Annotated in this window: 25 protein-coding genes; 11 read left to right on the forward strand and 14 right to left on the reverse strand. The window is 37.0% G+C overall.

Annotated features, from left to right (window positions below; all coding sequences use genetic code 11):
* Nucleotides 1–3 precede the first annotated feature (3 nt).
* Complete coding sequence (locus BW964_RS11160; RefSeq protein ID WP_076507202.1) at nt 4–945, forward strand: glycosyltransferase family 2 protein; 942 nt, start codon at nt 4–6, stop codon at nt 943–945.
* On the opposite strand, the gene BW964_RS11165 is transcribed toward BW964_RS11160, so the two are convergent.
* The 11 genes from BW964_RS11165 to BW964_RS11210 all read right to left on the reverse strand — a co-directional run bounded on the left by BW964_RS11165 (nt 937) and on the right by BW964_RS11210 (nt 10888).
* Nucleotides 937–1860 (reverse strand): hypothetical protein, encoded by a 924-nt coding sequence (locus BW964_RS11165; protein WP_228431996.1) that lies wholly within the window; start codon nt 1858–1860, stop codon nt 937–939. The genes BW964_RS11160 and BW964_RS11165 overlap by 9 nt on opposite strands.
* A 1-nt stretch (nt 1861) precedes the next feature.
* Complete coding sequence (locus BW964_RS11170; protein WP_076507204.1) at nt 1862–3277, reverse strand: MBOAT family O-acyltransferase; 1416 nt, start codon at nt 3275–3277, stop codon at nt 1862–1864.
* 21 nt (nt 3278–3298) lie between these two features.
* Nucleotides 3299–4012, reverse strand: coding sequence for an SDR family oxidoreductase (locus BW964_RS11175; protein WP_076507205.1), 714 nt, complete (start codon nt 4010–4012; stop codon nt 3299–3301).
* Entirely contained in the window at nt 4012–4407 is a 396-nt protein-coding gene (locus BW964_RS11180; RefSeq protein WP_076507207.1) for a MaoC/PaaZ C-terminal domain-containing protein, read from the reverse strand. The genes BW964_RS11175 and BW964_RS11180 overlap by 1 nt, the downstream gene beginning before the upstream one ends.
* A complete protein-coding gene (locus BW964_RS11185; protein WP_076507209.1) occupies nt 4407–4643 on the reverse strand; it encodes an acyl carrier protein in 237 nt (78 codons plus the stop codon). The genes BW964_RS11180 and BW964_RS11185 overlap by 1 nt, the downstream gene beginning before the upstream one ends.
* A gap of 22 nt (nt 4644–4665) precedes the next feature.
* Complete coding sequence (locus tag BW964_RS11190; protein ID WP_076507211.1) at nt 4666–6390, reverse strand: HAD-IIIC family phosphatase; 1725 nt, start codon at nt 6388–6390, stop codon at nt 4666–4668.
* A 16-nt stretch (nt 6391–6406) separates the two neighbouring features.
* Nucleotides 6407–6529: a hypothetical protein gene (locus BW964_RS22835; protein ID WP_262484541.1), complete on the reverse strand. Its 123-nt coding sequence runs from the start codon at nt 6527–6529 to the stop codon at nt 6407–6409.
* 40 nt (nt 6530–6569) lie between these two features.
* Nucleotides 6570–7598 (reverse strand): acyltransferase family protein, encoded by a 1029-nt coding sequence (locus BW964_RS11195; protein ID WP_076507213.1) that lies wholly within the window; start codon nt 7596–7598, stop codon nt 6570–6572.
* A gap of 79 nt (nt 7599–7677) precedes the next feature.
* A complete protein-coding gene (locus tag BW964_RS11200) occupies nt 7678–8652 on the reverse strand; it encodes a hypothetical protein (RefSeq protein WP_076507216.1) in 975 nt (324 codons plus the stop codon).
* Complete coding sequence (locus BW964_RS11205) at nt 8653–10086, reverse strand: MBOAT family O-acyltransferase (RefSeq protein ID WP_076507218.1); 1434 nt, start codon at nt 10084–10086, stop codon at nt 8653–8655.
* 31 nt (nt 10087–10117) lie between these two features.
* Entirely contained in the window at nt 10118–10888 is a 771-nt protein-coding gene (locus BW964_RS11210; RefSeq protein ID WP_076507219.1) for a class I SAM-dependent methyltransferase, read from the reverse strand.
* 99 nt (nt 10889–10987) lie between these two features.
* On the opposite strand from BW964_RS11210, the gene BW964_RS11215 reads away from it, so the two are divergent.
* Together BW964_RS11215 and BW964_RS11220 are read left to right on the forward strand one after the other, a co-directional pair.
* On the forward strand, nt 10988–11827 hold the full coding sequence (locus BW964_RS11215) for a glycosyltransferase family 2 protein (protein WP_076507222.1): 840 nt from the start codon (nt 10988–10990) through the stop codon (nt 11825–11827).
* Nucleotides 11828–11829: 2 nt separating this feature from the next.
* On the forward strand, nt 11830–12990 hold the full coding sequence (locus tag BW964_RS11220; protein ID WP_076507224.1) for a glycosyltransferase: 1161 nt from the start codon (nt 11830–11832) through the stop codon (nt 12988–12990).
* Here BW964_RS11220 and BW964_RS11225 read toward each other — a convergent pair.
* Genes BW964_RS11225 through BW964_RS11235 form a run of 3 tightly spaced genes read right to left on the reverse strand, consistent with a single transcriptional unit; the run spans nt 12987 to nt 14982 of the window.
* The gene (locus tag BW964_RS11225) at nt 12987–13745 is read right to left on the reverse strand and encodes an SDR family NAD(P)-dependent oxidoreductase (protein ID WP_076507226.1); all 759 of its coding nucleotides are present in this window, start codon (nt 13743–13745) and stop codon (nt 12987–12989) included. The two genes, BW964_RS11220 and BW964_RS11225, sit on opposite strands and share 4 nt — an antisense overlap.
* Nucleotides 13745–13978, reverse strand: a complete 234-nt coding sequence (locus tag BW964_RS11230) for a phosphopantetheine-binding protein (RefSeq protein ID WP_076507228.1) — start codon at nt 13976–13978, stop codon at nt 13745–13747. Before BW964_RS11230 ends, BW964_RS11225 begins: the two co-directional genes overlap by 1 nt.
* A gap of 29 nt (nt 13979–14007) precedes the next feature.
* Nucleotides 14008–14982, reverse strand: a complete 975-nt coding sequence (locus tag BW964_RS11235) for a 3-oxoacyl-ACP synthase III family protein (RefSeq protein WP_076507230.1) — start codon at nt 14980–14982, stop codon at nt 14008–14010.
* A 44-nt stretch (nt 14983–15026) separates the two neighbouring features.
* Here BW964_RS11235 and BW964_RS11240 point away from each other — a divergent pair, with 44 nt between their 5' ends.
* From BW964_RS11240 to BW964_RS11275, 8 genes are all read left to right on the forward strand, one after another.
* Nucleotides 15027–15596, forward strand: a complete 570-nt coding sequence (locus tag BW964_RS11240) for an acyltransferase (RefSeq protein WP_076507232.1) — start codon at nt 15027–15029, stop codon at nt 15594–15596.
* Between the two features lie 17 nt (nt 15597–15613).
* Complete coding sequence (locus BW964_RS11245) at nt 15614–16747, forward strand: glycosyltransferase (RefSeq protein ID WP_076507233.1); 1134 nt, start codon at nt 15614–15616, stop codon at nt 16745–16747.
* Nucleotides 16729–17709, forward strand: coding sequence for a glycosyltransferase family 2 protein (locus BW964_RS11250; RefSeq protein ID WP_165789180.1), 981 nt, complete (start codon nt 16729–16731; stop codon nt 17707–17709). Before BW964_RS11245 ends, BW964_RS11250 begins: the two co-directional genes overlap by 19 nt.
* Before the next feature lie 8 nt (nt 17710–17717).
* Complete coding sequence (locus BW964_RS11255; RefSeq protein WP_076507237.1) at nt 17718–18866, forward strand: glycosyltransferase; 1149 nt, start codon at nt 17718–17720, stop codon at nt 18864–18866.
* Between the two features lie 11 nt (nt 18867–18877).
* Nucleotides 18878–19429, forward strand: a complete 552-nt coding sequence (locus tag BW964_RS11260; protein ID WP_076507238.1) for a serine acetyltransferase — start codon at nt 18878–18880, stop codon at nt 19427–19429.
* A 445-nt stretch (nt 19430–19874) separates the two neighbouring features.
* A complete protein-coding gene (locus BW964_RS11265; protein ID WP_076507240.1) occupies nt 19875–24776 on the forward strand; it encodes a T9SS type A sorting domain-containing protein in 4902 nt (1633 codons plus the stop codon).
* A 336-nt stretch (nt 24777–25112) separates the two neighbouring features.
* The gene (locus BW964_RS11270; RefSeq protein WP_076507242.1) at nt 25113–25781 is read left to right on the forward strand and encodes a carbonic anhydrase; all 669 of its coding nucleotides are present in this window, start codon (nt 25113–25115) and stop codon (nt 25779–25781) included.
* Between the two features lie 21 nt (nt 25782–25802).
* Entirely contained in the window at nt 25803–26102 is a 300-nt protein-coding gene (locus BW964_RS11275) for a hypothetical protein (RefSeq protein ID WP_076507244.1), read from the forward strand.
* Nucleotides 26103–26170: the final 68 nt, after the last annotated feature.

A 26170-nucleotide genomic window follows, 5' to 3' on the forward strand; every position in this document is an offset into this window, starting at 1 on the left:
AAAATGAAAATCTCAGTAATTATTCCCGTTTACAATGCTGAAGAATTTGTTTCTCAGGCCGTAGAATCTGCCCTGCAATTTGATGAAGTGCATGAAGTGATTCTGGTAGAAGACAAATCTCCGGACAATGCCCTTCAGGTTTGCGTACAACTTGCCGAAAGGTATGAAAAAGTACAGCTTTATCAGCATCCGGATAAAGGCAACCACGGAGCCGGACCTAGCAGAAATCTGGGGATAGAAAAATCTAGCGGAGATTTCATCGCTTTTCTGGATGCAGATGATTATTTCCTTCCCAACCGGTTTGATGCGGAAAAAGAACTTTTCAAAAAACCTGAAGTGGAGGGTGTTTACGGAGCTCTTGGCACCCATTATTATTCTGAAAAAGCTAAAAAGCAGTATTATCCCCTATTTGAAGACAAGCTGATGACCGTTTATGAACGGCACAGTCCAAAAGATGTTTTTCTCGGACAGATTCATATGTTAGGAAGTTTTGGCCTTTTCAGCATTGATGCTCTTACCATCCGTAAAGAATCACTAATGAAAAAAATGGACCTCTTATTCCGAACCAATTTAAGGCTTCATCAGGATACCGAATTTCTTTTTCGCCTTTCTTTCTATCTCGATCTCTATCCCGGAATTCTGGATGAGGCCGTGGCCATCAGAGGTGTACATGAAAACAACCGTATCACGATGGTAGATTCAAAAAAAATCAATCCTGCAAGTACCCGTATCCTTTTATGGAAAGAAGTTGACCGATGGGCTGATGATGAGAAAAAAATACCTGACCATGTAAAACAGCACATCAGCAGGATGTACCGAAGCTTTCAGATCGCCAATGCCCCGCTAATGAAAAAATGGGGGATGATCCTGAAATATCTGGTGACAGATTACAAAAGCATCCGCTCAGGACTTTATAATATTAATTTCAGAGATCGTTTATTCTGATTTTTTCAGGCTCGTTTTAATAGAGTCTGCAATTTGTGAAGTAAGAACTTTCCCGGATTCCCTGAACATATGATTCCCGTCGGTATAGACATAATCATCGGGACGGTTGGAGAAATCATAGAACCTAATATGCTTCTTCCTGGCCAGATCTCTCATCAATCCGTTAAATTCCGGGAATCTTTTGTTTTCGAGGGTGATGATATTTTTAGAGGTTGGTATGCGGACCAGATAAATTTTCCCTTTGGGTTGCAGATAATCGATGATATCAGTAAGCGCTTTTATCCGTTCCTGAGACAGCGTATAATTCTCCAACATAGCTCTGTAATACTCTGTTTTTTCAGCGGTTCTGGCTGCTACGGAATCTTTGTTCATGTCTATTTGCACTTCCATCCAACCGTCTTTATGAAGAAAGGTATTGGATCTTCCTACTTCTTCTCTGTCAAGGTATATTCTGAACCAGCTTTTGTCTAAATTTTTAATCAGATACTCGTAGTTGGGAGACATATTATAAAAATACATATTCTTAAACGGAGAGTTCTCTTCAGGAAAATCCTCTGATTTCTTTACAATATTGTTGAGTGATAGGTTCCATGGGTTCACGGTCAGGATAAAAATTCCATTTTTGGTATCCGGGTCCAGTTTTCTTTTTAAAGCTTTAAAATAAATCGGTCCGTAAGGTGATTGTACGATATTCAGGGAAAAATTGTCAAAAGGGACAGAGAGTTTAGTTTTCAAAACATCCGGTACAATGCCCTGAACACTTCTTGAATCTCCCAAAATAATATTCTGCGGTTTTTCAACGGCAAAATGCATATAATTATCGTCGGTGTTGCCATCCGCATAAGACCCCAGTAATAGCAACACTGCTGCTATCCCAATGATATAGAACGATATTTTAAATAAAAACTTTCTCATATTAAAACTGTTCGTAGATATAACTTCCGTTTGAAAACACTCCGTAATACATGATCAGGAAAATAAGAAAAACATAGAGACCTCTTCTCGCCAAAGGGTTTAATCTTTTGACATCGAGCCCATGTTCATGATCTTTATTCATCCAATCAATCAGAATCAGAATCCCAATTAATCCCAGTATTTTAATCTTAATAAACTGAGGAACAGAAAAAAGTGAAATACTGAAAATCTTTCCATACATCCCTAAAGCCGCTTTCAGATCGGGTGCAGCAAAAAGAACCAGTGCAAAACACACCATTACCATTGTCAGTACTATATTCCCCAACTCTGTAAGAGTCGGAAAGGTTCCTGCTATTTTTTTCTTTTTATTAAGCTTATCCTTCACAATCAAAGGAATATAATAAAGCCCGTGAAGCAGTCCAAACAGAACAAAAGTAAATCTGGGTCCATGCCACGCCCCGATCAGTATAAAATTAAGAATAATCGCTGCGATGAGACCTCTTTTTCCGTAATCCCTGAACTGAATCACCAAAGGTGTAAAAACATATTCCGTAAGCCATGAAGTAAGCGATATATGCCACTTTCTCCAATACTCTGCAATATTCTGCGCAAAGAGCGGAAAAGCAAAGTTTTTGGTAATCCTAAAGCCCAGAAGCCTTGCAAACCCTATTGCCATATCCGAATATCCTGAAAAATCAGCATACAGCTCAAACAGAAACAAAATGGCACCGAAGGCCACCGTACTTCCTGAATGCGCTTCATAATTTTGAAAAATACCTTGTGTAATTGGAGTAATACTATTGGCAACAACCAGTTTTTTAAATGCTCCATAAAGAATCTGCCTTGCTGCATCAGCTCCCTCTTCTGCTGTAAAAGTCCTTTCCTTTTTTAGCTGGGGAAGCAAAAGTCCACCTTTATCAATAGGTCCGGAAGTCATACTTGGAAAGAAAGCAATATAATTGAAAAGCGCCAAAGCATCTGTTTCAGGTTTTAGTTTATTATTCTTAATATCAAGAAAATAACTCACCATTCTGAAAGTATAAAAACTGATTCCCAGTGGTAAAATAATACTGAGAGTCAGCTTATTTTGAATATTAAAAAGGTCAGCAAATGAATCAATAAAAAAGCCAAAATATTTAAAATAAAACAGAGTTCCTATAGCAAGAACCAAACCTGTATTAAGATAAATTTTCTTGGTCTTCCCGGTGCTTTCACTGATTTTGGGTCCTAAATAATAAGTAATCATAGAACTTCCAACCAGAAGCGCCAGAAACCTCCAGTCCCAAAATCCATAAAAAATATAGCTGGAAGCCAGCAGCAAAAAATTCTGCAATTTCAGATTCTTTTGGCATACCAGCCAGTACAGTCCGAAAACAGCGGTGAAAAATAGGAAAAAAGCAATAGAGGTAAACTGCATTAATCTTTGTTTAAAATCTTATTAATAATGGGAAGCATCCACAAAGAGATGGTTTCCGTTAAAATGTTTTCCACCCTTGATACAGAGTTCTATAATATTGGCCACATCTCCCCCTTCAAGTTTATCTTTCAGCGGATAACCGGCAACAATCATTTCCTTCATTCTGTCATCCATATCCTTATGAAAATCTGTTGGGATAAAAGATGGAGAAACAGAATTACAGGTAATCCCAAATTTCACATTTTCAACCGCCCAGCTTTTACTCATCTGAAGCAGATAGGCCTTATTGGAATTATATACCGATGTTCCCATCGCAGGGGAAACCATGGATGAAGAGAGAATATTGATAATTCTTCCCAGTTTCTTTTTTCTGAAAATCTGGATAGATTTCTGGGTGACTTGCAGAGCGGGCATCACATTGTTCTTGAAATCTTCAAGGATTTTTTCAGCATCTGTTTTATGGAAATAGGTATCTATAAAACTTCCGCTATAATAATTATTGATCACAATATCCGGATCAAAAGTTTCAATTTCAGCCAGAAAACCGGTCATTTGTTCTCCGGAAGTAAAATCGATATGAAATGCTTTTGCATTCGGAAACTTATTTTCTATTTCTTTTGCAGAGCCTTCCGAATGGCAGTAGGTAAATAATACTTCATACCCTTTTTCCAAAAGGAAAATATTGATCTCTTTACCAATTCCGGACGAACCTCCGGTCAAAACAACTTTTTTCACTAGAATTCTTTAATTTGTATTTTACCTGAAGCAACTGTTTTAAGCGCAGCATTGATGAATTTAAAGGCAAAGGTATTCACCCGTACAGCTTCCGACTGATCTGTCAGTATCGCTTCAAAATGCAAGACATCATCCAGATACACCGGATTTTTGAAATTGATGCTCTGTGAAAGGATCATTACATCTTCTGTAGGAAGCAATTCGCCAATAAAGTAAGAAAGGAAACCATTCAGAATATTGCCATGCATTACTTTAGACTGAAAGCCTTTATTCTTTGCAAATTCCTCATCGGTATGCAAAGCATTACGATCATCAAAAACAGAGATAAAGCCACTGTAGATCCGGTCATCAACTTTAAACTGATGGTTAAAAGTCTGGTTTTCCTGAAGGATCATTATTTGGAGAGTATACAGTCTATCATTTCCCCTACATTATTCCAGCTTTGAATTTCCGAGGATGTAAAACGTACTTTAAAAGCTTTTTCCACAGCCACAATCAGCTGGATATGAGAAAGAGAATCCCATTCTTCTATATCTTCAGCAGTAGTTTCAAAATTTAATACGATCGCATCGTTATCCAGTTCATCATGGAAAATTCCCGTCAGTTTTGCTAAAATTTCATCTTTGTTCATAATATTTTTAGGTATAATTTTATTATTTATTGTTGATATATACTGGTTTAGATTGGTAGTTATCTACATTCAGAACCCATTTTTGGTGGTCTTCAGCAAACCCAAGTCTCTGATAATGATCTTTGACCATTTGATTTTTGGCGGTTGGAAGATATTCTCCGACCACATATTTATAGCCATTCTTTTTTGCGGCTTCTACGATGGTATTCAGGGTAAAATCCTCCATTCCCCTTTTCAGAACACGGCAGCTCATCAGCCAGGTATCAATAAAAAGTGTTTCCTGGGTTTTCTTTTCAAGAACGATCACGCAGATCAGTCCGTTATCTCCATATTTATCTTCCAGTGTAAACGAAAAAGTGTAATGGTCTTCCGAATGAATCAGATGATCGATGTCCTGCTCGGTGTACCTTACCGTCCTCAGGTTAAACTGATTGGAGCGCTGGGTCAGCTGAGAAACTCTGGGTTTTGAAAAGCTGTCAAAAGATTTTACCTCAGAGATCATTCCCATACTTTTCAGGAAATCTTCCACATTGGTAAAACTGTCCAGATCCACTGCACGCTGTGCCTCTACCTGGTACTGTTTGGTCCTTTCGGCATCGTTCTCTGAAAAACTTGCTGTTTCAAAAAGATTCAATCCATATAGATATTCCAGATATTCAGCCGGGTCTTCCGGTAATTCGGGAACGCATACTTCAGGAAGATTTTCACGTACAATATTCCTTTCAAACGGGTTGTCATCCAAGAAAACCATAGAATCAAAACCAATATTTAACAGACTCTGAATTTTTCTGATATTATCTGCTTTATTATCCCAGTTGGCCACAAAAACCGCGATATCGTCCAGTTTAAGGACCATATCCGGATGTTTTTCAAAAGGTTCTCTGGCTTTATCTTCGTCATTTTTACTGCAGACGGCCAGAATCACACCTCTTTTCTGAAGGGCTTTGATCCAGTATTGAAACTCTGTGAATGCTTTTCCGATTCCAAGGCTTCCGATCTGGATTTTTTCGAGTCCATCATCACCAATGATACCGCCCCAGGTCGTATTGTCAAGATCAAGGATCAGACATTTTTTAAATTTCCCCTCCAAAGAGAAAATAATGCTGGCGATGTGATGGGCAACAATGGGCAGTGCATCCAGTGAAAGCACCATTTCGGTATTTACGTAAATGCTGGGTGAAAACATAAAGTCTCTTCCCCATTTATTCTGAACAGAATTCAAATCTGCAATAAAGAAATTATCATTATCAATGCCAATTTGTGCGGACAACAGATAATTAAGTTTATTCAGCTGAAAAACGAAGGAAGACTCTACTTTATTGGAAAAGTTTCCAAAAATCTGATTGTTAATCGCTGGAAAATTACAATAGATCACCCTGCTTTTCGTCCGGTTTTGTATCGTCCGGTAAAGATCCTCTATAGATGAGATCTTATTTTCGGCAAAGGCAGCTTGGGTGTCGTAAGATTTATAATATTGATTGAGTAATTTATGAGCTGATTCAAAGATAATTGTATAATCTGCATTAAACTCATAATATTCTGAGGAAGGGTCCAGAATCTGTCTGGAAATCTGGCCAAAATCAGCCTCGAACATTTCAAATTCAAAGCCTTCATTGATGGCAGTTCCCTTCAAAGCAATATTGAGAAACTGTGTAGCGGTATCACCTAGTAATGCTACCTTGATCTTTTTCAGTTGGGAAATATCTCGTCGGAGATCTTTTTTCAGTTCCGAAAACGTTTTGTACATAAATTTTTTTATTTTATTAAAACCTTAATGTACCGTCCATCAATGGAGTCTGCTTACTGGTGTCTTTTTCGCTGACCTTTGAAAGTTCTGCATCTATGCTGTAATGGTATGCAGTTGCTGTATTGAGAACGTTTTTCATTGTTTTTTCCTTTGTGTTTATGGGTACAAAAATAAAGATTTTATCTGATATTTAGTTTTTTAAGATAATCTCTGAGTGGTTTTTCAACAAATTGGTAAAACAGGATGGAAGTAAGGATCAGGAAAACCAGATAAATCCAGAATATACTGTTGATATCAAGTTGGTACTTTTGCCACTTCAAAAATTCTCTCAGGATATAAAGAATGGGAATATGGGTAATATATACTGCATAACTCGCCTCACCCAGATATTCCAAAGGCTTTAATGAAAAAAGTTTTGTTACCACACCATTATTACGGGAAATTAAAATAATAAGCGGAATAAAAAGCAATGCCATCAGCCCGTTGTGATAAAAAAGGGGAATGAAAATCAGGGCAAGCATAATCGCTGTAAAGACCAGTACTACGGGAATATCATAATTTTTCTGTTTAAAATTATTTACAAAAAATAATCCGGCAAGATTTCCCACGAGAAATTCGCTCACATGCATCAGCGGAAAATAATATAAAAACTCATGACTTTCTGTATGGGGTCCTTTGTAAGATGGTGACGCTTCGTAAAGATGGGAAAATACTTGTGTAATGCCCCATAGAACAATAGCTGCCACCCAGATGCTTTTATTTTTTTTAGAATAAAAATAATTATAAAGCAGTGGAAACATCATGTAAAATAAAAATTCTACAGAAATAGACCATCCCGGAAAATTTAAGATCATTGCCTTGCCGGGAATCCAGCTCTGTAAGCCCAAAAGATACAGAAACATCTTATCTATACTGAAGTTCGAAAATCTTGTCACAAGGTAGAGCAGCAGCCCCACAACATAGAGCGGATAGATCCTTGCCAATCTGTTTTTATAATAGTCGAAATAGGCGATCTTTTCTTTTTTATGATAAGCCACAATCATAATAAAGCCTGAAAGGATGAAGAAATAACTCACTCCTACATTGGCTTTTAAAAATATGCTTGATATATAATCTGTCTTATAGACAAACATATCTTTATTAAAATGAGAAATAACGATGGCTATCGCTGCAAGAAATCGGGTAAAGGTAATCTGACTTATCTTCATTCATGAAAACTGTTCAAACAGCATTTATTTCATTGTGACTAAAGCAATCAAGGAGTTGTAAATCTCCTGATATGCACTTTTACTTCTCTGCATCCTTCTCCAAAACATTTCTTAGAAAAGGAACTAACTTATTTGAAAGAATTTTAGACCCTTTTTCATTCAAATGTCCATAATCCCATCGGTTTTCATAAAGATAAAATTCAGGATATTCATCCGGATCTACAAGACTGATGACAGGAACACTGAATTTATCTTGATATACCTCAAGTTTTTTTGCATCTGGTTCTGCCGGTCCCGGAATAAACATGACAAGCTGAATATTTCTTTTTTTACATTTTCCGGCGATTTCATTTATTTTTTCAACCAAAGCCTTGTTTAAAGGATGCTTTTCATGGTCTGCATGATATCCGGCAAGCCTATCTTTAATGGCCCTTTTTAACTGATTCTCTTTAGTTCTTGGAACGACACTGTATTCCAGTGGCGAAAAACCCTGATCTTCATAAACAAAACGATTGTAATTGGTCTGAACAGCCTTTTCATCACTATACTTATTAAAATGAAAAACATTGAGTACCCATGAAGCCCAAGCCAAAACAATCTGTTTATCATTGCCATTAGCCCGTTGAAACTGACTTGCAAAAATTGTATTTTCATAGTTAAAAGCACCAAAGCTTCTTTCTGTTTTCAGGTTGAGCTTGGTAATATTTATTTTATCCTGAAGTTCAAGAACGATATATTTCGGTTTAAAAGATGGATTTTCAAGTATATAGGCCAGCGTTTGGAAATTTTCTAAATTGAAACTGGCATTTGCCCCCAGATTATATGATTTTAAACCTTTAATATTGGTATCAAGCAATTTACAGTCAATTTGATTATTGATTTTCGAGCTTCCAATGAAATAAAGATTGTATTCAGGATGCTTTTTTAAATATTCCAATTTGGCATTTAAAAAGGGATAAGAATAGTTACTGTTGGGACTTAAGGCAAGCTTTATCAGGCCAATGATAAACATTATGGCTATAAATAAAGATAATATGGAAAGAAATCTTTTCATTTAAAACTGAAAATATATAAATTCATTACTCCCGAAATTGGCAAAATTCAAGACCAGGTAAGCTACTACAATATAAATAACAGCCTGAATCATTGGTTTTCTATCTTGAATTTTCAGACCATAATCCTGAGTTTTATTCGCCCATTCCATTCCAAGCATAAAGAAAATAAGTCCGAATAAAACCGGACTGAACGCAGTGGGAAAGGAGAATAAACTTTGACTGAAAATTCCTTTAATATACCCGATAGCATCAGAAACACTTGCTGCACGGAAAAAAATCCACGCAAAACATGTTAATGTAAAAGTCATCAGAATACTAAAAACCTCTCTGAATGAGGGAATAATTTTCCCCATCGCGACTACTTCCAGGTTATGCCTGTTTTTTTCAGCAATGAGTAAGGGAAGGAAAAACAAAGCGTTTAGTCCACCCCAGATGATGAAAGTCCAGTTGGCCCCATGCCAGAAACCACTGACCAAGAAGATGATAAAAGTATTCCTGATTTTCATCCACAATCCTCCCTTACTTCCTCCTAAAGGTATATACAAATAGTCTCTGAACCAGGATGAAAGGGAAATATGCCATCTTCTCCAGAATTCTGCAATATCTCTCGAAAAGTACGGGTATGAAAAGTTTTTTAAAAGTTCAATACCAAATAATCTGGAGGTTCCTAATGCAATATCAGAATATCCTGAAAAATCACCATAAATCTGGAAAGCAAAAAGAACCGCTCCCAAGACAAGATTACTGGCACTTTCCGTATGGTAATTATTAAATATTTCATTGACAATGGGGGCACAATTATCAGCAATGACCATTTTCTTAAAAAATCCCCAAAGAATCTGTGCTACTCCATCTTTTGCCTTTTCATAATCAAAAGATCTTTTTCGCTGAATCTGCGGAAGAAGGTGTGTTGCTCTTTCAATAGGCCCTGCTACCAATAATGGAAAGTAGCTTACAAAAACAGCATAATCTACATAATTTCTTTCCGCTGGGATCCTCTTTTTGTAAACATCTATAACATATGACAATCCATGGAAGGTATAAAAGGAAATACCAACTGGTAAAATCACCTTTAGAATCCACATATTGACCCCAAAACCAAATGTTTTCAATAATTCAGCAAAGTTTTCAATGAAGAAATTATAGTATTTAAAGAATCCTAAGAAACCCAGATTGATCGTAATACTTAAGACAAGCCAGAATGTGGCCTGCTTTTTTGTTTTACTATTTTCAATCTGAATCCCAGAAAAGTAATCCAGCAATATGGAAAACACCAGAAGAAACAGAAAACGCCAATCCCAACAGCCATAGAAATAAAAACTGGCTGCCAGTAAAAGCATATTCTGGAATTTATAATTTTTATGACATATACACCAGTATAAAATAAAAATTACAGGCAGAAAAATGAGGAAAGCAATAGAATTAAAGAGCATAAAGTTTTCTTTAATGTAATACGTGTAAAAATTACTTTATGAAAACTCCAATATATTTCCCTTCATACTCTACTACCGTGGTTTCAATATTATTTTTTTCACAAAAGTCCTGATAGGCAGAATTATCGCCAATGTCATCACTGATAAAGACTCCACCTTTTCTGAGGTGTTTATACAATACTTCATAAGCCCACATCCTTCCATTATAGCTTTTATCTGAATCATAATGAAGAACATCAAAAGCAGAATTTTCAGCAAAAATTTTCGGAAGTGATTCTTTATCTGCAAAACGGAATAGCTTCCAGTTTTTTTTGAGATCATCAGGCACTACATACCCAACATACTGATCACCGTCCTGTGCCAAATAGGGCATATCTGAACTGTACAGTACTCCATCTCTTTTCTCCAGAGACAAAAGAGAAGCCAACGATGACCATCCATAAGCTACCCCCGTTTCCACCACATGTTTTGCATGGGTAAATTCACAGGCATAATAAATCAGCTCAAGAGCTCCGGGGCCGCCCATTTTTACAGGACATTCTTTTTCTCTCTGTGCCGCGGTTTTTAAAATACCCGCATAGGTAGTACTGAAAGCGTGCATTTCAAGGCCAAACAACTGATAAACAGCTTCCTTTTGGGAAACAGATCGTTCTGCAGCCCAGGAATTGGTTTTATCCTTTCCTTTAAACGCATTGCCTCTGTTGACTGTATTTTTAATGATTTTCCGTCCAAGTTCCGGATAGAGATCGGGTCTTTTCAAATACCCCATAAATGTTTTGAGAACTCTTTTTATTTCACTCACTGTGTTAAAGTTTAGTCCACAAAAATAATTATTTTTCCGTAATGTTTAATTTTTATCTTTGTAAAAAATTTATTAATTCAAAAAACACTTATATGTCCAATGAAGTTTTCTATCCTGATAGCTAATTACAATAATGGCAAATTTTTCAAAACCTGTTACGATTCCATTATTGCACAAACATATGACAATTGGGAAGCTATCATACTGGACGACTGTTCTACCGATAATTCTTTAGAGGTTATACAAAAAATAGTTGGAAACGATTCTCGATTCAAAATATATGAGAATGCCCAAAACAGCGGTGTAGGGGTTACAAAAAACAAGCTTATCGAGCTTGGAGAAGGTGATATTTGTGGTTTTGTAGATCCTGATGATGCCATCTCACCCAATGCATTACTTTCAAGTATTACTATTTTTAAAAAGAACCATGATGTAGTCCTTACTTACTCCAAATTTGTAAAATGTGATGAAAATCTTATTCCCATAGAGATTCCCAAACTTACAATGAGGGTTCCCAATAGTGATCCTTACTTTTTCAACTGTCCTGTTCACATTGTTCATTTCGTAAGTTTCAGAAAGGACGTTTACAACCAGACCGAAAAGATGGATACGGTCATGAGAATTGCTGAAGATCAGGATCTGTATTTAAAAATGTACGAAAAAGGAAAGGTTCATTTTATCAATGAAGCTCACTACCTTTACCGAACCCATGCAGGCGGCATTTCTCAAAATGAAAACAGGCCAAAATCCCGTGAGTATTTCGCAAAGGTAATTTTCAATGCGATGAAGCGCCGAAACCTTAAAACGATCAATGGTAAAGCGGTTCCGAATGAATACAACAATTCTACCGAAATTTATAGTTTACTCGAATATCAAAGTTCAATCATTTTCAGGCTTAAGAAAAAGCTGAAAATCTTTGTCCAACAAGTCTTTAGCTAATCATGAAGAAAAATAAAATTAATGTACTTTTCAGACACCGCTCTATGGAAATGGGAGGGGTAGAAAAAGTGATTCTCAGTATTCTCCATAATCTTGATCCTGAAAAATTTGATATTACTGTATGTCTGAATCTGAATCAGGGAGAACTTAGAAATGAATTTCCGAAACATGTAAAAAAGGTATATTTCACAGAGGGCAGGGAAGATTTTTCTAAAAATCCCCTTATTCATAAGCTACAGTTGGTCCGCAGAAGATTAACGCTTTCCCGTACTTTGAAAAATCATAAACGATCCGACCGTATTTTAGGAAATAAAAAATTTGACATCGAGATTGCCCCTACCTATTCAGCATTTTCATCCGTCATCAACTCAAGCAACCGAGAATCCAAGAAAGTGGGATGGTTTCATTCTGAGATTAATGTATTCTCTCTGCAACCCCTGGTTTCCGATATTCTTAAGAACTTTCCGGAGTTTGACCATATGATCTACTGTTCGCAAAAGATCAAAGACCTGATGCACATCCATTACCCGGATCTAAAATACCCCAAGGAAAGCGTGGTGATCAATGCTATTCCTATCGATGAGATTAAGCAAAAAGCAGAAGAGAAGATAGAATCCCTTCCGGAAGGACCGATTTTTGTTTCTGTAGGGCGCCTTCACAGCAGAAAAGGATACCACAAACTGATTGATGCTCACAAAAGATTGATCGATGAAGGTTTTCATCACAGTATTGTAGTGGTCGGCAGTGGAGAAGAGATGAAAAATCTCACCGATCAGATCGCTAAACACAATGTTCAAAAGACCTTTATTTTGCTTGGTAACAGAATGAATCCCTATCCCTATGTAAAAAATGCGGATTATTTTATTTTGCCTTCAGAATCAGAGGCGTGGCCCCTGGTAATTGCCGAAGCACTGATCCTTCAAAAGCCCATTATAGCAACCAATACCGGAGATGTAGGTGTAATGATCAGAGATCAGGAAACCGGATACCTCATCAATTATGAAACGGATGAAATGTATTCTGCTATGAAAACTTTTCTTACCAATCCGGAGCTTATTTCTACGATCAGAAAAAATCTGGAAAGCATAGAGGATCAATTTGATAATCAGAAAATATTTGATACGGTGGAAGGTATTCTTGAAGATCTTTATCAAAAAAATTAATGGGCGGAATATCCTCCGTCTACCACAAGATTTGATCCCGTAATCCATTTTGAGGCGTCCGAAAGTAAGAAGATACATGCATTGGCCACGTCTTCAGGCTGCCCTATTCCCAATGGATGTTTTTTAAGGATTTCTTCAGCAGCATCTTCACCAATATTTTCAAACATTTTTTCCAATATCGGGGTATTTACCATTGCCGGGCTCACACTGTTGACCCTGACTCCGCTTCTTGACAATTCCATGGCAAGAGAACGTGCTCCTGAAACGACAGCCCCTTTGCTTGCAGAGTAAGCCGCCTTTCCGATCTCTCCTACCATGCCTGCCACTGAGGAAATAAAGACAAAACTAGAAATTTCGTTTTTATATTTTTTCAGGGATAGGATTTTAGCGATCTCAAAACCCGAAATCACATTCACGGCGAAGATATCTGTATACAGTTGAGGGGTATGTTTCTTCAATGGAAGTGTTTTTTCTATGCCTGCACAATGGACAAATCCCGAAACCTTTCCTAAAACAGCTACTTTTTCCGCGATCAGTCCTTCAAGGTTTTCAGCATTTGTAATATCTGCAATAATTGTTTCTACTTTGGTATCCGGAGCCAGCATAGATACTGTTTTCTGCAATTCTTCTTCGTTTCTTGCGATAAGAATAAGGCCTGCCCCGCTTTTGCTGCATTCTACAGAACAGCTTCTTCCGATCCCGGAAGAAGCGCCTGTAATTAGAATTATTTTATCTTTTAACGAAAACGGATTCATTAATCTTCAAAATTTTCTTTACCAATAATATTCACCAGATCAGAAACGGTTTCTATATCCTTAAAATGCTTTGTATCAATTTTCTTATCGAAATTTTCATCAACAAATGCAATCACGGAAAGCAGACTGATAGAATCATAGCTTTCCAGTTGCTTCAGGTTCGTTTCAAGTGTAAGTGTTTCGTCTTCTTCTAATTCTTCCTGTAATTTCTCTAAAAAAACGGATGTCTTCATATTCTTTATTTTAATATTTATGTTATTCTTTAAATTTCAAGTACCGTTGCACCCCATGAATATCCTACGCCAAAACCGGCAATCAATACGCGGTCTCCTTCTTTAAGCATTCCTTTATCAAGCATATTTTTCAGAGCGATAGGAATGGTTGCAGACACTGTATTTCCGGTATACTCCATGTCAATATAAAATTTTTCTGCCGGTATTTTGGTTTTTTTCCTTAAATAGTTCAGCATAAAGGAATTGGCCTGGTGAAAAACAAAATGATCTATATCATCCATTGTCAGACCATTGGTTTCCAAAGTTTCCTTTACCAGCCCCGGAACATTATCAATTGTAAAATTAAAAATCTCGGGTCCGTTCATATAAAGATTTTCCGGTTCAAAATTATTTTCCGAATTAAGCTCAAAATCAGTTTTAAAAGCTCCTTTCTTTACTATAAGATTTTCGGCACCACTTCCATCTGTACCCAGACAGAAATGATAATCTTTAGCATTTTCATCTTTTTCTACAATTACTGATGCTGATGCATCTCCAAAAATACTTCTGTTCGCCTTATCTTTTGGATTGATATGCTTTGTATATGTTTCTGAAGTAATCAATAAAATACTTTTCGCAATACCGGCTGTGATTAATCCTTTAGCAAAAGCCAGTCCATAAACAAATCCGGAACATCCCAAGTTAAAATCTATAGCACCAATATTTCTTCGAAGTCCCAGCCTGTCCTGAAGGATGCAGGCAGTAGTCGGCAGAAAATAATCGGGACTTTGGGTACAGAAAAGGATAAAATCTACTTTATTCCTGTCATAATTCTCAAAAAGTTTTTCCGAAGACTTTACAGCAAGCTCCAATACCGTCTCGCTATCTGAAGAAATATGACGCTGCCTGATGCCCACTTTTTCATGAATTCTATCTGAGCTCCATTCAGGAAATTCTTTCTCAAGGTGCTCATTAGTAAGAACCTTTTCAGGTAAATAATATTCTATTTTGGAAACTTTTATCATATAAATTCTTTTTCTTTGCAAAAGTAAAAAACAAATTTACAATAATGATCTTCATATTTAGAATCGTATTGAAAATATATTCCTTCTGTCACAGCTTTATCAATAAGGCGAGTCTTGAAGTGGCTAAATATCAGGGAATGAAAGTCGGAAAAAACTTTAATATGCCGGACAAAATTTATTTTGGAACGGAACCGTACCTCATTGAAATAGGTAATGATGTAAATATTGCAGCAGGGGTAAGATTTGTAAATCATGGTGGAACGACCTCTCTTCTGAGAAAACTTCCGGGCTATGAAGATGCCAGAATTCTGGGAAGAATCAAGATTGGGAATAACAGCACCATCGGTATTAACTGTGTGATCACTCACGATGTACAGATCGGAAATAACTGTATTTTGGGAGCCAACTCCGTTTTATCACAATCGATGCCTGATAATACGGTTTTCATTGGCAATCCGGCACAGTTTCTTTGTACCATAGAGGATTACGGTGATATTGTTTTAAAGAGCAGCCCGGCATATCCCCGAGAGCTGGAAAAAGACAGGAAAAAACTGGATGAATATATTAAGGCCAATCTTCCCTATAAATTTAAAAAGGCCCGAAGAATAAAATAAAAACACAAAAAAACACAATGAACCGAAAAAAAATTCTATTTGTATATTATCAAAATATACAAATTGGAGGGGTGGCTAAAGTATTAACAAATTTGACTTCAGAACTGGCCGAAAATGGATATGATGTAGATATTCTTTTCTTAATGGACACCCACGCAGATTTCTATCCTGTAAACACAGCAATCACCAAGTATTATATAGATTCTTTCGCAAATAAATACTCAAAATTTGCTACCCACATCAATAAGAAATACAAATTCATTCCAAAAATATACAATATCCATTCTTATTTCTATGATTTAGGTTCCTATATCGTTTTGAAAAAATGGATAAGAGAAAATCATCATCACTATGAAACCATTGTTTCTTGCTGGTATAAACTGTCTACAATGCTTTCGACGGAAAAAAACATCAGTCAAAAAACGATTGCCTGGGAACATTCTTCATTTCGTGTTGGGGGGGTGCTATATGACAAATTATTAAGAAAGAACTATAAAAAGCTTAAGAGTATTATCTGTATAAATAAGCTTTCTGTAAAATATTATGAGAAACTTAATAAAACTTTTTTTATTCCTAATGTCATCGATGATATTTTTGAGGAACAAAAGGCTATTACAGTTGATCAGAAAGAGAATATTATAAGTTTTGTGGGCAGGCTGGATAAGACAAAAAATGCTGTTGAACTGGTGAAAATATTTCATAGAACCAGGAAACCATCAGACTGGAAATTACAAATCATCGGAGATGGACCGGAAAGAAACGCTATTGCACTTTATATTAAGGAGAATAATTTAGAAAATAACATTTTACTACTCGGAATAAAGAGTCCCCATGAAATATCCCAACTCTTGAGGAAATCTAAAATTTTTGCATTTACTTCTCTAAGTGAGGCATTTGGTTTAGCCCTTGTAGAAGCCATGTTTTGCAGCAATGCTATTGTTGCCTATGACTGTGAGTTTGGCCCCTCTGATATCATTAACGAAAATAATGGGTTTTTGATACCTTTGTATGATACGGAAATGTTTGCTGAAAAACTTGAAATTCTGATCAAGGATGAAACATTATTGGATCGTCTTATACAATCCTCATATGCTGAATCTCACCAATGGAAAAAAGAAAAAATAATACAGCAATGGAAAAAAATACTATAAACCGTAGTATATACCTCTCTATCATTGTTCCTGTATACAATGCTGCTGCCTCCTTGCATCAGTGTGTTGATTCCATTTTAGGACAGACTTACAGAGAGTTTGAATTACTTCTGATCAATGATGGTTCTGGTGATGATTCATTGGAGATCATGACTACTTTTGCTGAAAGGGATAAAAGAATCCGGGTTATTGATAAAGTTACAAACAGTGGGGTAAGCGACACTAGAAATACGGGCATTTCTTATGCACAAGGACAGGTAATCTGTTTTATAGATTCTGATGATTGGGTTGAAAAAAACTATCTCCAGGTTTTTATTGATCAATATCTATCCTCTGATGTCTTACTGGTTCAGAATGTCATCAGAGAAACCCCCAGAAATTTACATTATGCAACTTATGACATACAAAAAGATTTTACAGAATTGTTTATCCGGAATAATCTGTTATATTTCGGAGGCCCATGTGGGAAATTTTTTGACAAAGAGGTCATCATAAAGAATAACATTATCTTTAACAATAAAGTCAGCTATGGTGAAGATCTGATGTTTTTTTTGGAATATATCAAACAAATTACCGCTATAAAAATTATTGATGCCGCACTTTATCATTATGAATTTACAGAAAATTCTTTAAGCAGAACAAAGCATTCCTTCGATTCTTTATTCATACTACATTCTGCCCTGAAGAACTTTATTGCTTTTTATAAGGAACAAGAAGGGAAAAAAATAAAAAATTACATTTATCAGGTAGACTGGGATATTATTGAAGCCTGTATAGACCAGGGAATCATCGGGAAAAATCTGAATAAAGAAGATTCCTACCTATCCCTGAATAAGGTAAAATTATCTATTGATAAAAGTCACTTTATCTATTCCGGCTATTACCGGAAAGTTTTATTTTTGTTACTTAAAACCCGACAGTATCAATTGCTGCTAAAACTAAAAAAAAGACTAAATAAATAATACTTATTATTTTGAAGAAAAAAATATTGATCCGAATTGGTTCCCTACGTCATGGCGGTGCAGAAAAAGTGCTCATCAACTTTCTCAAAAATCTTCCCGAGGACAAATATGAAGTAGACCTCCTGATCAACCTTTACACGGGTATGTACATAAAAGAGGTCCCATCATGGGTCAATTTACACTACCTCATTAAGGGTGAAATGATCACGACCAACAAGCCTCACGAGATTCCCGTGAAAGCATTCAGAGTGCTTTATCAGAAAATGTTTTTGTTATTCCCATTTCTGCTTTATCGTTTTATTCTCAAAAATAAAAAATATGATGTAGAAATAGCAGCTATCCATGGGATGTACCGGGAATTGCTTTCCAGTCCTCAAAAGGATTCAAAAAAAATCATATGGATACAGAATGATATTTTTAATCTGAAAGAATACACGCCTGATGTGATCAGACAGCTTTTCAGGTTTGACCGAATTTTGGTTATTTCCAACAAGCTCAAGGAAGAAATGCAGAAGGTTGCCAGAAATGACAAAGAAAAGCAATCGGTTATTAAAATATTCAATCCTATTGACAAAGCCGACACCTTGAATAAGGCGAATACTGAAATCAGCGATTACCCGTTTTCCAGTCAGATTCCCACTTTCATTACTATTGGTACGGTCTATCCACAGAAAGGCTATGACCGGTTATTGGATGTCCATAAGAAACTTATGGATGAGGGTCTGAAGCATCAGATCATTATCATTGGGGATGGTTTTGATTACGAAAACATCCAGGCGAAACTCAATCTGCTTGGACTTCAGGAAACGGTAAAAATGGTAGGCTTCAGAAGCAATCCTTATCCCTATCTTAAAAAAGCTGATTTTTATGTGATGTCTTCCCGGCATGAAGGTTTTCCTACCATTATTGCAGAAGCATTAATCTTAAATAAGCCGGTTGTATCTACAGATGTTTCCGGGATAAAAGACCTTTTACAGGATGGAAAATTAGGGATAATCACAGCCAATTCAGAGGATGGAATCTATAATGGAATGAAAAAATTTCTGACCAATCAGGAACTGGCAAACCATTACGAAAAAGAAATTGCTGCGGCTGATCTGCCTTTTGTATTGCAGAAATCTGTCGCGAAGTTGCAGGAAATCATTGATCAATTATAAATAGTTTAAGAATGGGTTATACAGTTATACAAAAAGATTTTTACAGAGAAAGTGGAAAATGGCTCTCTTCATTTGAGATCTGGAAAAAATGTATCAATCCAAATCTGCATTTTATTTATATTCTGAGAAAAACTCAGCAGTATACAGGAAAACCTGTCTTAGGCATATTCTGGAAATTGATGCTCAGACATTATCAGATAAAATATGGCTACCAGATCTACCCTGAAACCGAGATTGGAGAAGGGTTTTATCTTGGGCACTGGGGAAGCCTGGTCATCAACCCTAATGCTAAAATCGGGAAGAACTGTAACATTGCACAAGGCGTAACTATTGGTCAGCAAAACCGGGGCAAGCTGAAAGGTTTCCCAACTATTGGTGATGAAGTATGGATCGGTGCCAATGCCGTGATTGTAGGAGGAATTACAGTTGGAAACAATGTTCTAATTGCGCCCAATTCATATGTTAATTTTGATGTTCCTTCCGACTCCGTAGTCCTTGGAAATCCCGGAACCATTTCTCCAACAGAAAGAGCCACAGAGGCGTACATCAACAACAAAGTCTAAACAATCAATATCTACAAAATTTTTTTTATTAAAAAATTCAATTTTTCTATTGTGGGGGAAAATTATTTTATCCATTTTTGTTAAAGAAATTTTACACACCAAGTTTTGTCTTAAATTTTAATATTTCTAAAAAACACAACTAAAAACTTTAAAAACACAACACATGAAAAAAAACTCGCACTCTAAACATGATGTAGTTTTCTATACTGCCTCATCTTGCAGCACTCCCCTGATTGATATCCTCAGGAATCCATTTTAAATCTAAGATATAGCCTCAAATAAGAAACTGTACATTTTGTATTTATTGCAAAAATCCGGATCAATGATCAAGTTGGGATAAAAATCCTAATAGTCATCATTGAAACTATATTGCTATGATTTACTGAGATCTTATACAGGCTACATCTTTTCTATTTCGAAAAAAAACACTTTTAATTTTATACGTATGAAAAAAAAATCGACACTAAAGATTTTTGCTGCAGTCTTTTGCATTGCATCGTCTCATGCTTTTTCGAGAACGATTCTCGTCGCCAAGCCCCATGAGACAATTACTGAGTGGGATCACAGAACACCCTTGCCTCCAAGTGTTTATGATCTGGATCCTGTTATCGTTATTTCACAAAATGTGAATGAGAAGGGATTAGTTACTATGAAAGGTAACTTTCAAAAACCTAATACCGCTGGAGATGTAAAGGTTACCATCAAGTACAAAGATGCTCAAAACAACTGGGTATCTGTATGGTGTAAAACCTTTGCAGGCAATTATGAATACAACGAAGATCTTACGGCTAATTTTGAGCTACCTGAATCGACTTCGAGTACTCATTCTGTAAAGGTTGAACTCAGTTCAGACGCCAGCATTACCAACTGGCAGTCTATCACATGGGAAAAAACAGTCAAACACTATAAAAAGGCAAATTACACCTATGGAAACTGCGATTTGGATGAAAACCAGTATACTCTTTTATTTACGCCCAAAAAAGACGGAACCGTTGTATACAATTCAAATGGATCCGTTTCAGGAGTAAAAGACAGGGTAACTTCTCAGCATCTGACAAAAAAATTGGACAATATTGTTTTGTCTTTTCAGGGTAATGCAACTCTGGATAATTCCAATGCAAATTCACCGATCATCAATATCACCAATCCCAATAGTCTTTCTACGATAGCCAGTTCGCAGAAATTTATCTACCAGGATAGTGATACCAGTCCCTTTGAATTTTCCTATCATGACCCGGTCTATATGTTTGCCGGAAAATTTTCAAATGAAAGCTTTTTCATCAATTTCAGCAACTGGTTTCTGCCTCCTGAAGAGGGCGGAGAACCTTGGGGCAGAGGATATTTAGACTTTACAAATTCTAATGCTCTTTTAAACAGATACTATAATCTCTACAATTATATCAATGAAAAGCTGGGTGATGTATTTACCAATCAGCAACCCGTAGTCATAGTTATCAGTAAAGTCACCGGATTAAGGGTCTACAAGGGTAACGGACAATACGTTTCTCTTACGGCTACAAGTAATTATAATACGACCAATGATTTTGGTTATCCTCCACTTAATAACAAACAAAGAGGGCCTGGTTCCGAAAACTTTTCGTTAAGCAATACTTCTCAGGCTTCATTATATGGTGTTGGTGCTATCCGAAACAGAAAAGTGATCAATAGCTGGAATGGTCCATCAAGACCTTTGATCGATATAGAAACCGAAATCAATAAATTTATAAAATATGTAGGGCTTTTCGGAAATCCTGCCACGGAAGATTGTCCCGTTGCCTGTTATACTATCAATCCGGGCGCTGAATCAGATCATGCGGACTGGACCAAAGCTCCCAACAGTTATATTTTCACAGGGAAAGATAACAACGGCAACAGCATTGACGGTTTATACATCCCCGTAAAGAAAGCCCATGCCATGTGGAAAAGCGGCGGGGAATTCATGAAAGATGACAATGAAAACTACACAGGGATTCCTGCCGGACCAGAAGCTGCGGGATTGTATTGGGAAGATGAAGCTGGTCTTGTAAAATCCGTATCACTTGAAGGCTCCGGAGAAAATGCCAGGATCAAAGTGATGATCAATAAATTACTGACCGGAAACGCATCAGTTTCCTACAAAGTAAATAATGAAATATATTGGACATGGCATGTCTGGGTAACTGATGATCCTACGAACGGAAGCGATTACCATCTTGGTTTCGAAAAAGATAAGGATGGACATCCCGTTACAGACTGGAAATGGATGGACAGAAACCTGGGGGCAACCAATGCAGGGTTTCTGGGAAATAACTGGCATAAATCTCAGGGACTACAGTACCAATGGGGAAGAAAAGATCCTTTTCCTGCTTTAGTATATAAAGACGGGACCATGTATGAAATTACCGGAGAAGTAGGAAAGATCAGAAATGAAGGAGCCGTTACGCTACCTGCAGGGTCATCAAAAATGCCTGTGAAATTCAGAGGCAGTTTGTATTCTGCTCAGGAAAATACAGGATCCGATACTCCGAATGGAAATATCAGGTATTCTGTAAAAAACCCGATCAATCTTATTATTCCGCCACTGTATATAAAGAAAAAAGGGGAAACGGTTAACAATAATGATGAAGATATGTTTGTACAGAATGATAACAATTCCTGGTACCTACAGCGACGCACCACCTGGTTCTCTAAAAAGAAATATAAGGTTTTTGATACGTCAAATTCTTCATTAAATGTTTCATGGGACCTTTGGGGTGACACCCGTGGTGGTAAAGTGAGCAACAATAACTCCAGCGATACGCTTATTGCCAAAGAAAGTATGCGTTATGCTCTGAAATCACCATATGATCCATGCCCTTGCAACTGGAGAGTACCTTCCTACTATGCTACTATAGGTACTGCGAACAGCTCATCTCCTTGGGGAAGATTGGGAGGATCAGGCGATGAAGACAGTTTCACGTCCAATCCAGGAACCTCATCAACCAGGTTTAACGGAATCAAGATCTATCCGGGAATAGGATTTGATTTTAAAGGAGTTTCCGGACGCGATTTCGGACTGATTCCTATTAACGGAAACTATGAATATTATCCTAACAATGTGACCATCACCGGTGTGGCGGCAGCTTCTGCTTCAGGGCTTGTAAAACCTAGTCTTTTATACCAGGATGGCTCATCGGACGGATCTTTAGGATCTTCAACTTTCTCCAGCGGATCGGGAGCAGCACCATGGTACGGACCTAGAGGTTTATCATATATCTCAGATCCCGCAAATATCAAAGAACCCCCTTACTTCGGATGGTATAGAATGGCCTCTACATCTCATGATGGCAACACGCACGAAACCTCAGGAATACGATGTATTAAAGATCCTAACAACGCTTATATGCCTGCTGTGTTCGCTACCGAATTCATCAGTACCCCATCGGAAGAGTATACCCTTGCGACCTTAAAAGAATGGACAAAAAAACCTAACAGTTATGTGGAATATACGAACAGTACTCTGAATGTAGCAGAGGCTGAAAAAGACCGTATTATTGAAATTCCTTTAAGCAAAGCATATGCAATGCACAAGCTGCATCTGAGTACAACAGGCGAATTTCCTTCAGGAAATATGAAATCCGCATCTGTGGTATGGACTACCAATACCAATTTGATCCAGAACATAGAAATAATTGACGGAACGAAAGAAACTGCCAAATTAAAAGTTACTTTAAATCAAAACCAATCCGGTAACGGTGTTGTCGCTTTCCATTTAGGTGATTCAGGGCAATGGATCAATGGTAAAATGCAGGATCCCGTTATCTGGAGCTGGCACATCTGGTCTCCGGAAACAGCAGTATCATCATTAGATTATGAAACGGAAACTCTGGCAAATGGAGGAGTCATGAATGTTGCCAATACTGCATTTATTAATCCTGTGAAAAGTATAGGTGCTCCACTGAAAACTACTTTCATGGACAGAGATTTAGGAGCATTGATGCGTTTTCCAGATGAACCCGTAGCCGGAGCAACTTACAACTATAGTTTTGTTCCACAGATCAGCAAAAGTGGAGGACTGCATTTCCAATGGGGAAGAAAAGATCCTCTGCCGGTTTTCTTTAATCCCGGAGGGAACTATAACTTTGTGACAGGGATTACTTTAACACAATATGCAGGTCTGGCTAAATATACCATTCGGGTACAAAACGGAGCGATCAGTAATGGGGTAATTCCTTATTCTGCCATTATAGATGACACTTCTTATAAAGCCAATTATTCTAAGGAATATACCGTAGACTATTCTTCGGTTTTATCTTCCACAGATTCTAAAAAGGACAAGATTAAAAAAATAGTGCAGTATTCAGTCAATAACCCGCTGTATTACTTATACCAAAACCCTTCTTCGGAAACCAATCAATTTAAAAAAGTAAGAGACTGGGTTTCAGATGAAACCGGACAGTTTACAGACAGATGGGGACATGGTTCCGTAAAATCGCCTTTTGATCCTTGTCCTGAAGGCTGGAGAGTTCCGGATACTTTTTCTGCCGCGGTATACTCTACCATGCCTCAATTATCTAATTTCTATAATTATTGGTCATTCTCACACGGAAATAATCCATGGTACTACAATGGTTATCAAACTTCCACGAAGTATGGATTAGCACCTTCAGCTGTATATATGGCAAAAAGAGATGCCTATTCTCCCGCCAACCAGTTTTATCCGGGAAGTATATCCTCAATTTCCAACTACCCTGCCACAAGATTCGGGTTTGTTTTTAATAACAGCAGATTCACAATAGGCAACTTTGCGAATAATGGAATAAGAGGTTTTCAGGGAGGAAAAGATCTTACACTGATAACAGCTGACGGAACAAGCCGATTGAGGTTTAATCAATCCGGAATATGGACCGCTTCTCCGTCTGATGTTTACTCAGGAGCAGGCATCGGGATGATTTTTGATATTGCCTCTTCAGGAGAGTTTAATTTACAGACCGGCTATCCTCATTATCCGCAGGCAGCCATGTCATGCCGTTGTGCCAAAATTCAATATGACGGGAATGGCAATGAGATCGGAAGATATGACCCTAATGCAGTGGCTGTTCCTAAAGATGCTCTAAAAAAAGCGTCTCAAACTTTTGCGAAAACAAAAATTGAAGACATTGTTGCAAAAGATAAGTTTACAGTATTCCCGAATCCGGTAAAAAGTGTTCTTTACATAAAACCGGCAGATGCCAAGGAATATTACTATCAGATTTACAACATGTCCGGACAACTGATAAAATCCGGCAAGTTTGAAAATGAAAAAACGGATCTTTCATCTTTAATATCAGGCGCCTATTTAATGAGAATTAACAACTCTGAAATGCTGGTGAAAATTATTAAAGAATAATTCTTAAACCCCGTAAAATTTGAACCGCCTCAGTTTTGAGGCGGTTTTTTTAATGAATTAATAATATTTTACTCTTTAATTTTAATTTTATCATTTATAGTTTGTAATTTTATATTGCTTTAATAAGTTTGGATTATCAATTTTTTGGGTGAATTAATTAGGAAACTGCATCTATCACTTACTTTAAACATGATTTTAAGCATATTTTAATATTAAATATTGTTAAAACTGATTGCATTTTCAGCAAAAATTATATTTTTGCATGATTATTGATTTAATCTATTGAATTTGAAAATAATTTAAACGAAATAAATAATTATAAACCTTTTTAAAATTATGTCACAATCGTACGAAGTTATTTTCGAAAACAACAGAAAATGGGTAGAGTCTAAAATCTCACAAGATCCGGAATTCTTCCATGAGCTTTCAAAAACTCAGAATCCTGACTATCTGTACATCGGATGTTCAGACAGCAGGGCTACAGCGGAAGAGATCATGGGGGCTAAACCGGGAGAAGTTTTTGTTCACAGAAACATTGCTAATGTAGTCAACACTTTAGATATGAGTTCCACAGCGGTCATTCAATATGCTGTAGAACATCTTAAAGTAAAACACATTATCGTATGCGGACATTACAACTGTGGCGGTGTAAAAGCAGCGATGACCCCTCAAGACCTGGGACTATTAAATCCATGGTTAAGAAACATCCGCGACGTTTACAGATTGCACCAGGCTGAATTAGATTCTATCACAGATGAATCAAAACGTTATGACAGACTTGTTGAGCTTAATGTTCAGGAGCAGTGCATCAACGTCATCAAAATGGCTTGCGTACAGGAAAGATACATCATTGATGAACATCCTATTGTACACGGCTGGGTATTTGACCTGAGAACCGGTAAGATCATTGATTTGGAGATCGATTTCGAAAAAATTCTGAAAGACATCCAAAAGATCTACAACCTTACAAGTTCCGACTGGGTAATGAGCAGAAAAACAAAATAGTTTTTCTAAAATGAATGTAAGATGAAATTCTGGAGTATTATTGTATTGACTTTCTTTCTCAACTTCACAGCACTGCCTGGCATTGCTGCGGTTGCTGGTTGGGATCTGGTAAGGACCAATGTCATACTCAATGAAGAGGAGCCTCATTCTCACCCGTCATCTTTTATTGTTTACGAAAAGACCCTTCCGAAACCTTTAGACGTATTCGATTACGTGAAGTTTTCTGAACCTGATCTGCAGGGCGTGTCTTTTGAGCTGATAGATGATTCTTTTCATTTATCTCCCCTACTCACCATATTTTCTCCGCCTCCGGAAGCTTAATTTTTAAGTATAGTTAGATTTTTTTAATAGTATTCATATCAACAACTGATATCGGGTACGTGTGCTTC

Source organism: Chryseobacterium shigense (assembly GCF_900156575.1).
GTDB classification, from domain to species: domain Bacteria; phylum Bacteroidota; class Bacteroidia; order Flavobacteriales; family Weeksellaceae; genus Chryseobacterium; species Chryseobacterium shigense.

What these genes read in the sequence shown, in the direction of transcription:
- BW964_RS11170 (WP_076507204.1), bottom strand. Translation starts at nt 3,277, where the DNA reads ATGCAGTTTACCTCTATTGCTTTTTTCCTATTTTTCACCGCTGTTTTC.
- BW964_RS11270 (WP_076507242.1), top strand. Translation starts at nt 25,113, where the DNA reads ATGTCACAATCGTACGAAGTTATTTTCGAAAACAACAGAAAATGGGTA.
- BW964_RS11215 (WP_076507222.1), top strand. Translation starts at nt 10,988, where the DNA reads ATGAAGTTTTCTATCCTGATAGCTAATTACAATAATGGCAAATTTTTC.
- BW964_RS11200 (WP_076507216.1), bottom strand. Translation starts at nt 8,652, where the DNA reads ATGAAAAGATTTCTTTCCATATTATCTTTATTTATAGCCATAATGTTT.
- BW964_RS11180 (WP_076507207.1), bottom strand. Translation starts at nt 4,407, where the DNA reads ATGATCCTTCAGGAAAACCAGACTTTTAACCATCAGTTTAAAGTTGAT.
- BW964_RS22835 (WP_262484541.1), bottom strand. Translation starts at nt 6,529, where the DNA reads ATGAAAAACGTTCTCAATACAGCAACTGCATACCATTACAGCATAGAT.
- BW964_RS11250 (WP_165789180.1), top strand. Translation starts at nt 16,729, where the DNA reads ATGGAAAAAAATACTATAAACCGTAGTATATACCTCTCTATCATTGTT.
- BW964_RS11265 (WP_076507240.1), top strand. Translation starts at nt 19,875, where the DNA reads ATGAAAAAAAAATCGACACTAAAGATTTTTGCTGCAGTCTTTTGCATT.
- BW964_RS11165 (WP_228431996.1), bottom strand. Translation starts at nt 1,860, where the DNA reads ATGAGAAAGTTTTTATTTAAAATATCGTTCTATATCATTGGGATAGCA.
- BW964_RS11220 (WP_076507224.1), top strand. Translation starts at nt 11,830, where the DNA reads ATGAAGAAAAATAAAATTAATGTACTTTTCAGACACCGCTCTATGGAA.
- BW964_RS11245 (WP_076507233.1), top strand. Translation starts at nt 15,614, where the DNA reads ATGAACCGAAAAAAAATTCTATTTGTATATTATCAAAATATACAAATT.
- BW964_RS11225 (WP_076507226.1), bottom strand. Translation starts at nt 13,745, where the DNA reads ATGAATCCGTTTTCGTTAAAAGATAAAATAATTCTAATTACAGGCGCT.
- BW964_RS11160 (WP_076507202.1), top strand. Translation starts at nt 4, where the DNA reads ATGAAAATCTCAGTAATTATTCCCGTTTACAATGCTGAAGAATTTGTT.
- BW964_RS11230 (WP_076507228.1), bottom strand. Translation starts at nt 13,978, where the DNA reads ATGAAGACATCCGTTTTTTTAGAGAAATTACAGGAAGAATTAGAAGAA.
- BW964_RS11275 (WP_076507244.1), top strand. Translation starts at nt 25,803, where the DNA reads ATGAAATTCTGGAGTATTATTGTATTGACTTTCTTTCTCAACTTCACA.
- BW964_RS11195 (WP_076507213.1), bottom strand. Translation starts at nt 7,598, where the DNA reads ATGAAGATAAGTCAGATTACCTTTACCCGATTTCTTGCAGCGATAGCC.
- BW964_RS11190 (WP_076507211.1), bottom strand. Translation starts at nt 6,390, where the DNA reads ATGTACAAAACGTTTTCGGAACTGAAAAAAGATCTCCGACGAGATATT.
- BW964_RS11185 (WP_076507209.1), bottom strand. Translation starts at nt 4,643, where the DNA reads ATGAACAAAGATGAAATTTTAGCAAAACTGACGGGAATTTTCCATGAT.
- BW964_RS11205 (WP_076507218.1), bottom strand. Translation starts at nt 10,086, where the DNA reads ATGCTCTTTAATTCTATTGCTTTCCTCATTTTTCTGCCTGTAATTTTT.
- BW964_RS11235 (WP_076507230.1), bottom strand. Translation starts at nt 14,982, where the DNA reads ATGATAAAAGTTTCCAAAATAGAATATTATTTACCTGAAAAGGTTCTT.
- BW964_RS11260 (WP_076507238.1), top strand. Translation starts at nt 18,878, where the DNA reads ATGGGTTATACAGTTATACAAAAAGATTTTTACAGAGAAAGTGGAAAA.
- BW964_RS11240 (WP_076507232.1), top strand. Translation starts at nt 15,027, where the DNA reads ATGATCTTCATATTTAGAATCGTATTGAAAATATATTCCTTCTGTCAC.